The 12,729-nt window shown below is 72.3% G+C and carries 11 protein-coding genes and 1 pseudogene; 4 read left to right on the top strand and 8 right to left on the bottom strand.

The features are described 5' to 3' along the window. Window positions 1-42: 42 nt before the first annotated feature. From ACIOD2_RS01670 to ACIOD2_RS01660, 3 genes are all read left to right on the top strand, one after another. Window positions 43-504, top strand: a complete 462-nt coding sequence (locus tag ACIOD2_RS01670) for an HNH endonuclease (protein ID WP_400533084.1) — start codon at window positions 43-45, stop codon at window positions 502-504. Between the two features lie 121 nt (window positions 505-625). Next, a complete protein-coding gene (locus ACIOD2_RS01665) occupies window positions 626-1,981 on the top strand; it encodes a serine/threonine-protein kinase (RefSeq protein WP_400533082.1) in 1,356 nt (451 codons plus the stop codon). 51 nt (window positions 1,982-2,032) lie between these two features. Continuing rightward, window positions 2,033-2,362: a hypothetical protein gene (locus ACIOD2_RS01660; protein ID WP_400533080.1), complete on the top strand. Its 330-nt coding sequence runs from the start codon at window positions 2,033-2,035 to the stop codon at window positions 2,360-2,362. On the opposite strand, the gene ACIOD2_RS01655 is transcribed toward ACIOD2_RS01660, so the two are convergent. Beyond that, the gene (locus ACIOD2_RS01655) at window positions 2,353-3,273 is read right to left on the bottom strand and encodes a LysR family transcriptional regulator (RefSeq protein WP_400533078.1); all 921 of its coding nucleotides are present in this window, start codon (window positions 3,271-3,273) and stop codon (window positions 2,353-2,355) included. The genes ACIOD2_RS01660 and ACIOD2_RS01655 overlap by 10 nt on opposite strands. 72 nt (window positions 3,274-3,345) lie before the next feature. Here ACIOD2_RS01655 and ACIOD2_RS01650 point away from each other — a divergent pair, with 72 nt between their 5' ends. After that, on the top strand, window positions 3,346-4,284 hold the full coding sequence (locus tag ACIOD2_RS01650; RefSeq protein WP_400533076.1) for a DMT family transporter: 939 nt from the start codon (window positions 3,346-3,348) through the stop codon (window positions 4,282-4,284). On the opposite strand, the gene ACIOD2_RS01645 is transcribed toward ACIOD2_RS01650, so the two are convergent. From ACIOD2_RS01645 to ACIOD2_RS01615, 7 genes and pseudogenes are all read right to left on the bottom strand, one after another. Further along, window positions 4,190-6,016 carry an exo-alpha-sialidase gene (locus ACIOD2_RS01645; RefSeq protein ID WP_400535371.1) on the bottom strand — a complete coding sequence of 609 codons (1,827 nt, stop codon included), beginning with the start codon at window positions 6,014-6,016 and terminating at the stop codon, window positions 4,190-4,192. The genes ACIOD2_RS01650 and ACIOD2_RS01645 overlap by 95 nt on opposite strands. Before the next feature lie 2 nt (window positions 6,017-6,018). Continuing rightward, window positions 6,019-7,539 (bottom strand): beta-galactosidase, encoded by a 1,521-nt coding sequence (locus ACIOD2_RS01640; protein ID WP_400535369.1) that lies wholly within the window; start codon window positions 7,537-7,539, stop codon window positions 6,019-6,021. An 82-nt stretch (window positions 7,540-7,621) separates the two neighbouring features. After that, window positions 7,622-7,909: pseudogene (locus ACIOD2_RS01635) on the bottom strand (beta-galactosidase); the annotation flags it as partial. Window positions 7,910-7,980: 71 nt separating this feature from the next. Continuing rightward, the gene (locus ACIOD2_RS01630; protein ID WP_400533074.1) at window positions 7,981-8,904 is read right to left on the bottom strand and encodes a dihydrodipicolinate synthase family protein; all 924 of its coding nucleotides are present in this window, start codon (window positions 8,902-8,904) and stop codon (window positions 7,981-7,983) included. Next, window positions 8,904-9,857 carry an oligopeptide/dipeptide ABC transporter ATP-binding protein gene (locus ACIOD2_RS01625; RefSeq protein ID WP_400533072.1) on the bottom strand — a complete coding sequence of 318 codons (954 nt, stop codon included), beginning with the start codon at window positions 9,855-9,857 and terminating at the stop codon, window positions 8,904-8,906. The genes ACIOD2_RS01630 and ACIOD2_RS01625 overlap by 1 nt, the downstream gene beginning before the upstream one ends. Beyond that, window positions 9,854-11,758, bottom strand: a complete 1,905-nt coding sequence (locus ACIOD2_RS01620; RefSeq protein ID WP_400533070.1) for a dipeptide/oligopeptide/nickel ABC transporter permease/ATP-binding protein — start codon at window positions 11,756-11,758, stop codon at window positions 9,854-9,856. The genes ACIOD2_RS01625 and ACIOD2_RS01620 overlap by 4 nt, the downstream gene beginning before the upstream one ends. After that, window positions 11,755-12,714 (bottom strand): ABC transporter permease, encoded by a 960-nt coding sequence (locus ACIOD2_RS01615; RefSeq protein ID WP_400533068.1) that lies wholly within the window; start codon window positions 12,712-12,714, stop codon window positions 11,755-11,757. The genes ACIOD2_RS01620 and ACIOD2_RS01615 overlap by 4 nt, the downstream gene beginning before the upstream one ends. Window positions 12,715-12,729: the final 15 nt, after the last annotated feature.

The raw sequence follows: 12,729 nt of genomic DNA, 5'->3' as shown, positions 1-12,729 counted from the left end.
CGGGCGGCTTTTCGCGTCCCATCCGAAGAAAGAAGTCGCGCCATGGGGGTTCTCGTCCTCAACGCCGGTTACGAGCCGCTGCACACCGTTTCCGTCCCGCACGCCATCCGCATGCTGGTCCGGGACGTCGCCGTCGTCCACGAGGCCGAAGACGGTCTCGCGTACGGCCTGTTCCCGCGCCCGAAGATCGTGCGGTTGCTGCGGTACGTCGTCATGAAGTGGCGATATACGCAGCCGCCGCGCTGGTCCCGGCGCGGCGTGCTGGCGCGTGACGGGCACCGCTGCGCCTACTGCGGCCAGCGCGCGACGACGATCGACCACGTGGTGCCGCTGAGCCGCGGCGGCGCGCGGACCGACTGGCTCAACACGGTCGCCGCGTGCGGCGGGACGGCGCGCAGCTGCAACGCCCGCAAGGCGGACAAGCTGCCCGCCGAGGCCGGGATGAAGCTGCGGATCACCCCGCGCGTCCCGTCCTGGGACCAGCTGCACCCCTTCGGCGCGTGAGCGCGGGGACGGCCTGCTCGTCGGCGAGGCGGCGGGCAGGCCGTTAAGCTCGAACCGATCGGTCCCCGGATCCGTGTCCCCCGGGGAAGGCCTGGGCGAGCACCGGTACCGGAGGGTCGTCGTGACCGAGGCAGGACAGCTGATCGCCGAGCGCTACCGGCTGGTCGACCGGATCGGCCAGGGTGCGATGGGCGTCGTCTGGCGTGCCCGCGACGAGCGGCTCGACCGGGTCGTCGCGGTGAAGCAGCTGGGCTACGACCCGTCCGGCAGCGGTCAGGGCGGCCCGCGGGCGCTGCGGGAGGCGCGGCTCACCGCGCGGCTGCGGCACCCGCACGCCATCACCGTGCACGACGTCGTCGAGCACGACGGCGCGCCGTACCTGGTCATGGAGTACCTGCCGTCGCGCAGCCTCGCGGACGTCCTGCTGGAGCGGGAAACCCTGCCGGCCGACCAGGTCGCGCGCATCGGCGAACAGGTCGCTTCGGCGCTCGCCGCCGCGCACGCCGAAGGCATCGTGCACCGGGACGTCACGCCCGGCAACGTCCTGATGGCCCCCGACGGCGTCACGAAGATCGCGGACTTCGGCATCTCCCGCGCGACCGGCGAGGGAGCCGTGACCGGCGGCGGGTTCATCGCCGGCACCCCCGCCTACCTGGCGCCCGAGGTCGCCGGAGGCGCCGAGGCCGGGTTCCCCGCGGACGTCTTCTCCCTCGGCGCGACGCTCTACCGCGCGCTGGAGGGCACCCCGCCGTTCGGCACCGAGGACAACACCATCGTCCTGCTGCGGCGGATCGCCCAGGACGACGTCATCCCGCCGAAGCACACCGGCCCGCTGGCCGAGGTGCTCGGCCGGCTCCTGCAGCGGGACCCCGCGCAGCGGCCGGCGATGGCCGAGGTGCAGGAGCTGTTCGAAGCCGTCACCGGCGGCCGTCCGCTGCCGCCGCCCCGCGTCACCCCTCAGGTCGGGACGCGCCTGCTGCAGGTTCCTCCGCGCCGCCGGGGCCTGGTCCTGGCCTGCGCGGCGGGCGCGCTGCTGCTGGCCCTGGGGATCGTCATCGGCACGGTCCTGGTGCCCGGCAGCACCCCGGTGGCCGCGCCGGCGCCCGTGCCGTCCACCACCGCTCCCCCGTCGACGACCCCGGTCACCAGCTCCTCGGCCCCCGCGGACCTCGGGTGCGCGGCCGACTACCGGGTGACGAACTCGTGGCCCGGCGGCTACCAGGTCGAGGTGACCGTGCGCAACGACCGGGCGGTCGGCCTCCTCGGCTGGCGCGTCAACTGGACCCTGCCCCGCGGCCACCACATCACCGGCCTGTGGAACGGGACCTTCACCGTCGACGGCTCGACCGTCACGGTCGACAACGCGGACTGGAACGCGAAGCTCGACGCGAACGGCTCGACGTCGTTCGGCCTGACCGCGCTGACGGGCCAGGGCAACGGCTCCGCGCGCCCGGAGCTGACCTGCAAGACCCTCTGAGCACCCGGAAGCACCTGTCCCGCGGGGTTCGCGCTCTGCGATAGTCGGAAGGTGCACCTGAGAGCCAGGCGGCGATCGCTCCGCTTCGACGGCCACACCGTCACCCTCAGCATCGCGACGAAGAGCTGGTTCATCGTCCCCGGCGACACCAAGAACCGGTTCCCGGTCGAGAAGATCAGCAAGATCCAGCACACGCCGCCGACGGCCTGGAAGCCGGGCAAGATCGTGTTCGTGGTCCCGGACGCGGCGGCGGACGTCGTGGCGAACGTGCCGCTGTTCGCCGACAAGCTGGCCGGGAACACGTTCCTGTACCCGTACGGGATGCGGGCGAAGGTCGCGAAGTTCCTGGAAGCCGTGGAAAAGGCCCGTCCTCAGAAGTGACGTTCCGTCCATTCGCGGGCCGAACGCTCCAGCCGGTCGAGCACGGCCCGGATGTCCGGGCGCCGCGCGGTGCCCGTCCGGGTCAGCGCGAACACCTTGCGTGTCAACGGTTCCTCGAGCGGATGGAGACTCACCCCGGGCGGTCCGTCAGGTAACGCCATGGCGGGCACCAGAGCCACGCCCGCGCCGGACGCGGCCAGCGCGACGAGGACCGCGAAGTCGCTCGCCTCGGCCGCCACCAGCGGGACGAAACCCGCCGCGCCGCACGCCCGGTGGATCATCTCGCGGCACGAGAGGTCGGCGGCGGGCACGAGCCACGGGTCACCCGCGAACCGCTCGAGCCGCACGGGTTCGCCGGGCGCCAGGCCGCCCGCGCGAGCCGGGTCGAGGGCCAGCAGGACCGGGTCCTCCAGCAGGCGCCGGTCCTCGCAGCGCGGCGGGATGCTGCGCGGCAGCAGCGAATAACTGTGCACCAGCGCGATGTCGACGTCCTGGCGGCGCAACGACTCCAGCGCGTCGTCCGGCTCCTCCTGGACCAGGCGCAGCGAGACCGTGCCCGCTTCCCGGAGCCCGGCCCACGCCGACGGCAGCAGCTGCCGGGCCGCCGAGGCGAACGAGGCCAGCCGGACCGTGCCGGTGCCGCCGTTCTCGGACACGGCCGCCATCGCCGACTCCGCGGCGGCGAGGTCGTCGAGGAGCACCTCGGCGTGCGAGACGAGCAGTCGCCCGGCCGGGGTGAAGGCCAGGGTGCGGCCCTGCTTTTCCAGCAGCGGCGTGCCCGCTTCGCGTTCGAGCGCGGCCAGGTGCTGGGAGACGGCCGGGCCGGTCAGGTGCAGCGCGGCCGCGGTCGCGGCCACGGTCCCGTGCTGGGCGAGGCCGTGCAGGATGCGCAGGCGGCGGAGATCCAACATTAAGTCAGGCATTCTCTTCAGCGAAGAAACCGTAACTGGTACTTCAGCATCGTCCGGCCGACGATAGACGTCGTGAAGCGCACCTTCAAGGCAACCCTCGCCCTGGCCGTCACCGTCGTCCTGTGGGCCTCGGCGTTCCCGGCGATCAAGGTGGGGCTCGACGGGTACGGCGTCGCCGGGCTGTCGTTCGCCCGGCTCGCGGTGGCCTCGGCCTTCCTCCTGCTGGCCGCGCCGCTGCTGGGCGTGCGGCGGCCGCGCGCGGCCGACCTGCCGCTGATCGCGGTGTGCGGGCTGGCCGGGATGAGCGCGTACCAGGTGCTGCTCAACTGGGGTGAGGTGCACGTGCCGGCGGGCACGGCGAGCCTGCTCGTGTCGGTGGCGCCGGTGTTCAGTGTGCTGCTCGCGACGGCGTTCCTGGGCGAGCGGCTGACCACCGCGAAGGTGGCGGGCAGCGCGGTGGCCCTCGGCGGCAGCGCGCTCATCGCCATCGGTGGTGGCCTCGGCTACTCGGGCGCCGCGTGGGCCGTCCTGGCCGCCGCCGCGGTCCAGGGCGTCTACCACTTCGGCAGCAAGCCGCTGCTCAAGCGCTACACCGGGCTCGAAGTCGCCTGCTACGCGATGTGGGCCGGGACGCTGTTCCTGCTCCCGCTCGCGCCCGCGGCCCTGCGCGGTGTCGAGGCGGCGCCGCCGGGCTCGACCCTCGCCGTCGTGTTCCTCGGCGTGCTGCCCTCGGCCGCCGGATTCGTCGCGTGGGGTTACGCGGTCGCGCGGCACACCATCGCCGTCGCAACCGGCGCGCTCTACCTCGTCCCCGCGGTCGCGCTCCTGGTGGCGTTCGCCTGGCTCGGCGAGACGCCGACCTGGGTGGACGCCGCCGGCGGTGCGCTCAGCATCGCCGGCGTCGTCCTTCTTTCCCTCAGCCGCGGACCCGGTCGAACGGCAGCCGCAGCACCTGACCGGCCGGAACCGGCGCGTTCCGCAGGCGGATCGCGTCGAGTTCCGTCGCCGTGAGCGCACGGCGGTAGAAACGGACCTCGTCGAACGAGCCGTTCCAGCGGTAGGCGTTGTCCAGCCGCTGACCCAGCTGCAGCTGGAACGACACGGTCTGGCTGACCGAGCCGGCCGCCGCGGCCCCGGAGGCGACCTGGGTGCCGTCCACCCACAGCAGCAGCTTGCCGCCGGTCCGCTCCAGCGCGACGTGGTGCCAGGCCTGGTCGTCGTAGGCCTGGGACGACGAGACCGACGCGCTCCCGGCCGACGTGGTCATCATCGCGATCAGCCGGTGGTTCGCCGGTTCACCGCGCAGCCAGAGCTGGGGCGCCGTCGTGCCCATCCCGCCGAGCCAGAACAGGACCTGGTTGCCCTTCGTGGCGCCGTAGCGGAACCAGCCGGTCCACGTCAGATCGCCGTCGCCCGGCGGCTGCGCCGGGTCGTACGGCACGCGGACGTAGTCGTCGACGCCGTCCAGCGTGAGGCCACCACCGAACCGCCCGGCCGCCACCGACGCGCCGCCCAGCACCCGGGCGTCGGCGTGCCCCGAAACGTCCGGTGTGGACGGACCGGCCGAGTTGTGCGAACCCAGGTAATCCTCGGTGAAGCGGGCGAAGCGGATCTCGTCGCGGGCGTCGACCGCACCCCCTTCGTAAAGCAGGCCGATCTCCGAGCCGCTGATCGCCACCAGGTCCGAATAGCCGGACCAGTCCGTCGTGATCTGGGTGCCCTGCTCGGCGTTCTCCCAGGTCCGGCCGTTGTCGTACGACGAGCGGATCATCATCCAGCGGCGGCGGTCGGTGTCCGACGGCGACGAGAACAGGAGACGGTCGCCGACACGCACGATCGCTCCCTGCACCATCGGCGTCACCAGGTCGGGGATGGTCGTGAAGGACCTGGAGAACGTCTCACCGCCGTCGCGGCTGAGGGCGTAGTCGCGGTTGCCGATGTCGGTGCCGCCCTGCTCGCGGCCGCCGGCGTAGATCGAGCCGTCGGCCAGCTCGACGACGGTGACTTCGGACGGCTTCTGCGTGTACGTCCCGCCGACCGGGTGCGGGTAGCTGTTCACCGCGCCGACGTGCCAGCTGCGGCCGCCGTCGTCGCTGTAGACGAGCCCGGCGTGGTTCTCGATCGAATTGGTGCCGTCGCTGGTCTCGGCGTTGACGCCGAACACGAGCCGGCCCGCGTGACGCCCGCGAGTCAGCTGGATCCCGTGCACCGGCCCCGAGGCGTACCACGAGTCCCAGCCCGGCAGCTTCGCCTGGGCGCTGATGTCGACCGGTGCCGACCACGTGCGGCCGTCGTCGTCGCTGTACTGCGAGTGCGGGGTGCGCGGGCACGGGACGTCGCACGCCTTGTCGTCGTCACGGCCCTTGTTGTACGTGGTGATCAGGACGATCCGGCCGGTGCGACTGTCCACAATGGGCACCGGGTTGCCGTGGGTGTCGCCACCGCCGGGGTTGACGACCTGCAGCGGCGACCACGTCTTGCCGCCGTCGGTGGAGCGTTTCAGCACCAGGTCGATGTCGCCGGTGTCCCCGCAGTTGTCGATGCGGCCCTCGGCGAAGGCCAGCAGCGTGCCGTGGGTGCTCTTGACGATCGCCGGGATCCGGAAACAGCTGTAGCCGGGGTCTTGGGAAGCCTTGAACAGGACCTGCTGGTCGAACTGCGGCGCGGCCTGGGCCGGGCCCACGGCGAGCAGCGCACTCGCCACCAGGGCCACCAGCGCGGCCCATCTCCCCAGTGTTCTCATTCTCATCCCTTCAGGACAGCGACACCTCGCGAGGCGAGCCGGACCTGGCGCAGCGGCCGTGACGGGTCGCCCAGCAGGTCCGGCGCGGGCTGCGGCAGGTCGACGGTGACCGGCGCGGTGCCGTGGTTGAGCAGCAGGAGGTAAGCGCTTTCCGCACCGTGCCGGACGACCGCCTGGACCCCGGGCGGTGTGGCCAGCACCGGCGTCACCCCGGCTTCGGCGGCGACGCGGTCGAGCAACGGTGCCAGATCGGGCCGAGTGCCGACATACCAGGCGACGCCGTCCCCGAACGCGTGACGCGTGATCGCGGGGCGCCCGGCCAGCTCGCCGGAAGCGAAGGAAGCGACGACCTCGGCCCCTTCCGGCTCGATCCACTCGCACCAGAGCGTCCCGGAATCCGTTGTACCGTCGGCAAAACTCAGGTCGACGGGCGCATCCAGCGGCCAGAACTCGTCGACGCGCAGGCCGAGGACGTCCCGCAGCGGCGCGGGGTGGCCGCCGAGGTACGCGCGGTCGTTGGCGTCGACGATGCCGGTGAAGTACGAGACGACCAGGTGCCCGCCGCCGGCGACGTACGCGCGCAGGTTGTCCGCGGACGCCTGTTCCAGCAGGTACAGGTTCGGCACGACGACGAGCTGGTAGCCGGACAGGTCCCGCGCAGGGTGGACGACGTCGCACGTGATGTTGGCGTCGAAGAGCGGCGCGTAGTGCGCGAGGTGCGTCTCCAGCTGCTCCAGCGCCGCCGGGTGCGAGTCGAGCTCCAGGCCCCACCAGCTCGGCCAGTCGTGCAGGATCGCGACGTCGGCGCGGATGCGCGTCCCGGCCAGCTCCGGCACGCGCGCCAGCTCCTGGCCGAGCGCGGCCGTCTCGCGGAACGTCCGGGTGTCGCGGCCGCCGTGCGGGACCATCGCCGAGTGGAACTTCTCGGCGCCGCCGCTGGTCTGGCGCCACTGGAAGAACAGGACGGCGTCGGCGCCCTGGGCGATCGCCTGCCAGCTGCCGAGCCGCATCGCGCCCGGCGGTTTCGGGCTGTTGCGGGGCCGCCAGTTGACCGCGCTCGGCGCCTGTTCCAGCAGCATCCACGGCTGGTCCTTCGCCGACCGGACGAGGTCGTAGGCGAACGCGGCTTCGACGTGGGCGCGCGGGTCGTACGGGTCCGGGTAGGAGTCGAGGCTGACGACGTCCTCGTGCGGTGTCCAGGTGTGCCAGTCGAGCGCCTTCTGCACCAGGCCGACGAAGTTCGTCGTGATCGGGACGTCCGGGGTGACGCGGCGCAGCACGCGCTGCTCGGTCAGGAAGCAGCCGAGCGCGGCGTCGGAGGAGAACCGGCAGAAGTCCAGCTGCTGCGCGGGGTTCGGGAACGTCGGCGCGACGCGGGGCGGCAGGATTTCGTCCCACGCGGAGTAGCGCTGGGACCAGAACGTCGTGGTCCAAGCCGCGTTGAGCGCCTCGAGCGTGCCGTAACGGGCTTCGAGCCAGCGGCGGAAGTCCTCGGCGGATTCGTCGCAGTAGCAGGCCCGGATGTGGCAGCCGAACTCGTTCCCCGACGTGCCACATCGCCAGCGCGGAATGGCCTTCGTACCGCGTCGCCAGCTGCTCGACCAGCCGGGCGGCGTGCTCCCGGTACACCGGGCTCGACGGGCAGAACTGCTGACGCGCGCCGGGGGCGAGCCGGACGCCGTCGGCGCGCACCGGCAGCACCTCGGGGTGCGCCCGGGTCAGCCACGGCGGCGGGGACGCCGTCATCGTCGCCAGGCAGACCTGGACGCCGGCCACCGCCAGGCCGTCCATGACGTCGTCGAACCAGCCGAAGTCGTACTCCCCCGGCCTCGGCTCGACCCCGGCCCACGAGTAGATCCCGGCGGTCACCATGGTGACGCCCGCTTCGGCCATCAGCTTCAGGTCTTCGCGGCGGACCTCCTCGGGCCAGTGTTCCGGGTTGTAGTCGGCCCCGTAGTGGATCATCAGAGCAGGCCCGCCTCGGCCAGCTTCTCCTTGATCCGCAGCAGTTCCTCGTCGTCCAGCGGCAGCTGCGGGGGCGCCATGACGGCGTTGTCGATGAAGCCGCGCATCTTCATCGCGGCCTTGAACGCGCCCAGCCCGGCCGAGCCGCGGCCCATCCGGGTCGGCGGCGCCACCGACGTGATCGAGAACAGCTTCAGCAGGCGCTCCTGCTCGCGGCGCGCCGCGGCGAGGTTGCCGGACTTGAAGTGGTCGTGGATGAGGACGTACCCGACCGGGTCGACGTTGCCGAGGCCCGGGACGGCGCCGTCCGCGCCCATCGCGAGCGCCGCGTCCACGACGAGCTCGGATCCGGTGAACACGGAGAAGCCGTCGAGACCGCGTTCGCGCTTGCCGAGCAGCACCGAGCGGAACGCCGCCTCGTCACCGCTGGAGTCTTTCAGCCCGGCGATGACCCCGTCGGCGGCGAGGTCGAGCACCATCGCGCCGTCGAGCTTGGTGTGGACCGCGACCGGGATGTCGTAGGCGACGATCGGCAGCGACGTCCGGTCGCGCAGCAGCCGGAAGTGCCGGTCGATCTCGGCGACGTGGGTCCGCGTGTAGTACGGCGCGGTGACGACCACGGCGTCGGCCCCGGCGGCCTCGGCCGTCTTGATGTGCTCCGCGACCCGCAACGTCGTCATGTCGATACAGCCGGCCAGCACCGGGACACGCCCGGCGACCTGGTCGACCGTCGTCTCGACGACCACGCGCCGCTGCGCGTCGGGGAGGAAGGCGACCTCGCTGGAGGAGCCGAGGACGAAGACGCCGTGCACCCCGGCGTCGAGCTGGACCTCGACGTGGCGCCGCAGCGAGTCGGTGTCCACGCTGAAGTCGTCGTGGAACGGCGTGCACAGCGGCGGGACGATTCCGGCGAACTTCGGCATCAGGCGCTCACTCCGGCAGGGGTCTCGGGATGGATGCAGCGGTAGGTGTGACCACCGTCGGCGACGGCGAGCGGCGGCAGGTCGGCCGCGCACTCGCCGGTCGCCTTCGGGCAGCGGGTGCGGAACGCGCAGCCGCTCGGCGGGCGGGTTGCCGACGGCACCGGGCCGGTGAGCACGATCGGCTCGACCTGGTGCAGCAGGCTGGGCGTCGCCGAGAACAGCGCCCGGGTGTACGGGTGCCGGGCGGCCTCGGGCAGCTCCGGGGCCGGGGCCTCTTCGACGATCCGGCCCAGGTACATCGTGACGATCCGGTCGCTCATCTTCTTGACCGTCTGGATGTCGTGGGAGACGAACACCATCGCCAGCTCGAGCTGTTCACGCAGGTCGAGCAGCAGGTTGAGGATCTGCGCCCGGACCGAGACGTCGAGCGCGGACGTCGGCTCGTCGGCCACCAGTAGCGCCGGGCGCAGGGCCAGGGCACGCGCGATGGCGACACGCTGGCGCTGCCCGCCCGACAGCTGACCGGGCACCGCGTCGGCGACACTGTCGGGCAGCCCGACCAGCGTCATCAGCTCGCGGACCCGGTCGTCCCGCTCGTCCGGCGTGCCCACGCGGTGGACGTCGAGGGGGTCACGGATGATCTTGGCGACGGCCAGCCTGCGGTTGAGCGCGGTGGCCGGGTCCTGGAAGACCATGCCGACCTCACGGCCGAAGCCGCGGCCCAGTGGCTCGCCGCGGAACCGCACGGTGCCCGCGGTCGGGGGCTGCAGGCCGACGATCACCTTCGCGAGCGTCGACTTGCCGCAGCCGGACTCGCCGACGACACCGATGGTCTCCCCCGGGTTGACGACCAGGTGGGCGTCGGTGAGGGCGTAGACGCTGTCGTGGCCGAAGAGGTTGGCGCCGCGGATCTTGTGGACGACGTGGACGCCGTCGAGTTCGAGCAGGTTCACGCGGTCGCCTCCTTCTCGCGGGACAGGTCGACGGCCGGGAAGTGGCACGCGACGAGGTGCTCGACCGGCTCGCCGAAGCGGACCGGCGGCTCGTCGTGGCACTTGGCACGGGCCGCCGGGCAGCGGCCGGCGAACCGGCAGCCCGCCGGGAACTCGGCCGGGGCCGGCACGACCCCCTTGATCTGGGTGAGGCGCGCTTCGTTCTCCTCCAGCGAGAGCACCGCGCTGAGCAGGCCGCGCGTGTAGTGGTGCCGCGGCGAGCCGATGACCTCGGCGGTGGTGCCCAGCTCGGCGACCTGGCCGCCGTACATGACGACGACGCGGTCGGCGATCTCCGAGACCAGCGCGAGGTCGTGGGAGACGAGGATGAGCGCGAACCCGAGCTCCTCCTGCAGCCGCAGCAGCAGCGCCATGATCTGCGCCTGCACGGTGACGTCGAGGGCGGTGGTCGGCTCGTCCGCGACGATCAGCTTCGGGTCGCGGGACAGCGCCATCGCGATCAGGACCCGCTGGCGCTGCCCGCCCGACAGCTCGTGCGGGTAGGCCCGCAGCGTCCGGCCGGGATCGAGGTTGACCAGCTCGAGCAGCTCCGCCGGCGTGCGGGTGCCGCCGCGGCGGGTGAACTGCTTGAGCTGCGCGCGGATCGTCATCGCCGGGTTGAGCGAGCTGAGCGCGTCCTGGTAGATCATCGCGATGTCGTGGCCGAGGTGCCGCCGTCGCTCGCCGGGGCGCAACGCGAGCAGGTCACGCTGGGCGAACCGGATCTGGCCGCTCACCGTGGCCGTCGGCGGCTGGAGGCCGAGGATCGACAGTGACGTCAGCGACTTGCCGCAGCCGGACTCGCCGATCAGGCCGAGCACCTCGCCCGCGCGCACGCTGAACGAGACGCCGTCGACGACGTTCACGCCCTCGTGGCGGCCGGGGAAGGCGATCGCCAGCCGGTCGACCTCGAGGACCGTCTCGCGGTGGTCCAGGGAGCGGGCGCCGCGGGCGAGCCGCTCCCCCGCCTCCCGCAGCCCCGCGATCGGCAGGACGGGTGCCGTGTCGGCGTCTTCGCGAGCCGCGACGGCCTTCGCCACCGCGCCGGCCCTGGCCGATCGGGCCGAGGGCGCGGCCCAGGCGTCCGAGACCCGCTCGGACAGGATGTTCAGCGCCAGCACGGTGATCAGGATCAGCAGGCCGGGGAACAGCGTCGCCCACCAGCCGCCGGTCAGCACCAGGTCCTTGCCGTCGGCCAGGACCGAGCCCCACGACGGGTCCGGCGGCTGGATGCCGGCGCCGATGAACGACAGCGACGCCTCGAACACGATCGCGTCGGCCACCGTGACCGTGCAGTACACCAGCACCGGGGCGGCGCAGTTGATCGCGACGTGCCGCGTCAGCACGAAGAACCGGCGGGCCCCGATGACGCGTTCCGCCGCGACGTAGTCCTCGCCGTACTGGGCCAGCACGTTCGCCCGGATCACCCGGGCCACCGGCGGCATGTTGAGGAACCCGATGGCCAGGATCAGCACCAGGATCCCGTGCCCGAAGACCGCGACCAGCACGGCGGCCAGCGCGATGCCCGGGAACGCCATGATGACGTCGAGCACGCGCATCACCACCGCGTCCACCCGGCGGCCCGAGGTCGCCGCGAAGGCTCCGATCACCGCGCCGGACACGAGTGCGAGCGCCACCGCCCCCAGGCCGATGGCGAGCGACCAGCGTGTGCCGGCGACCAGCCGGGAGAAGATGTCCCGGCCGGATTGGTCGGTACCGAACCAATGCGCGGCGCTCGGGCCGCCGGTGTCGGTGCTCAGCGCGTCCGGGTTGTGCGTGGCGACGAGCGTGCCGACGATCGCGACGAGCAGCAGGACACCGAGGATCGCGAGCGCGGGCCAGGCCCCGCGAAGGCGCTTCACGAGTGGCTCCGCAGGCGCGGGTTGGCCATCAGGTACAGGACGTCGACGATCAGGTTGACCAGCACGAACCCGATCGCGATGGTGATCACGAAGCCCTGCACCTTGGCTGTGTCGCCGTCCTTGACGGCCTGGATCATGTTCTGCCCCATTCCCGGCAGCGCGAACATCGTCTCGATGACGACCGCGCCGCCCAGCAGGTAGCCGACCCGCAGGCCGAGCACGGTCAGCGGGGTGACCAGCGCGTTGCGCAGCACGTTGCGGCCCACCACGACCACCGGCGGCAGCCCGCCGCCACGCGCGGTGCGGACGTAGTCCTTGTCGAGCTCCTCGACCATCGACGTCCGGATCACCCGGGTCAGCTGCGCCGCGACCGGCAGTGCGAGGGAGATCGCGGGCAGCGTCAGCGAGTTCAGCCAGCCGCCGAACGAGTCGGCCGGGCTGACGTACCCGCTAGTCGGGAAGAGCCCGCGGTCGACGGCCAGCCACTGCACCAGCAGCAGCGCCACCCAGAACGCCGGGGCGGCGACACCGGCGAGCGTGACGATCCGGATCAGCTTGTCCGGCCAGCGGTCGCGGAACAGCGCCGACGTCACGCCGAGCACGAGCGAGGCCACCAGCGCGAGGACCAGCCCGAGCAGGGTCAGCTGCACGGTCAGCGGCAGCGCGGTGGCGATGGTCTCGCCGACCGGCTGCTTGGTGATCACGCTGGTGCCGAAGTCCCCCTGGACCAGGTGCCAGACGAAGTGCACGTACTGCAGGGGCAGCGGGTCGAGCAGCCCGTTCTCCAGCCGGAACTGCTGCAGCTGCTCGGCGGTGGCGTTCGCGCCGTCGAACGCGGCGAGCGCCGGGTCGGTCGGCGCGAACCGCATCACGACGAAGACGAACAGGATCACGCCGAGCAGCAGCGGGATCAGGGCGAGGACGCGGCTCAGCAGCATCCGCACGACGACGACCACGGGGGTTCTCCTCGC

This window comes from Amycolatopsis sp. NPDC088138 (assembly GCF_044741685.1).
GTDB lineage: Bacteria > Actinomycetota > Actinomycetes > Mycobacteriales > Pseudonocardiaceae > Amycolatopsis.
The sequence above is the reverse complement of the archived record's forward strand: the minus strand, read 5'-3'. Positions and strand labels throughout refer to the sequence as shown.